1 protein-coding gene is annotated in these 378 nt (G+C 52.6%); it reads left to right on the forward strand.

Translation table 11 applies throughout. The annotated features are described in order from the left end of the window. Positions 1 to 378, forward strand: a 378-nt coding sequence (locus DPQ22_RS08995; RefSeq protein WP_425305165.1) for a hypothetical protein, incomplete at both ends; no start/stop codon positions are given.

Below are 378 nucleotides of genomic sequence, written 5' to 3' on the forward strand. Positions count from 1 at the left end.
AATACGACCGATATTGCTACCAACAAAACCAATATCGCCACCAATGCTACGGCGATTAACACGGTTGCTACCAACACTAATAGCTATCTTGGCGGCGGCGCTAATGTCGCCAATGGCACAGCGCCGACCTTCACTGTCCAAGGCACGAGTGCTAATAGTGTCGGTGATGCTTTTGCCGCTGTGGACAGCAGCTTTAATACGGTCAATAGCAGCCTGACCAATATCACCAATAATATCAACAACGGCACGCTTGGCCCTGTCCGCCGCACTAATGGCGATAATCTCGCCCTGATTGCTTCTGACGGCACCGCCGCTAGCCCCGGCAATAGCCAGAAGCTTACCAATCTGGCCGCCGGCACTCTGTCTTCAACTTCAACT

The sequence above is a fragment of the Candidatus Tokpelaia sp. genome (assembly GCF_008636115.1).
Taxonomy (GTDB): Bacteria; Pseudomonadota; Alphaproteobacteria; order Rhizobiales; family Rhizobiaceae; genus QLZD01.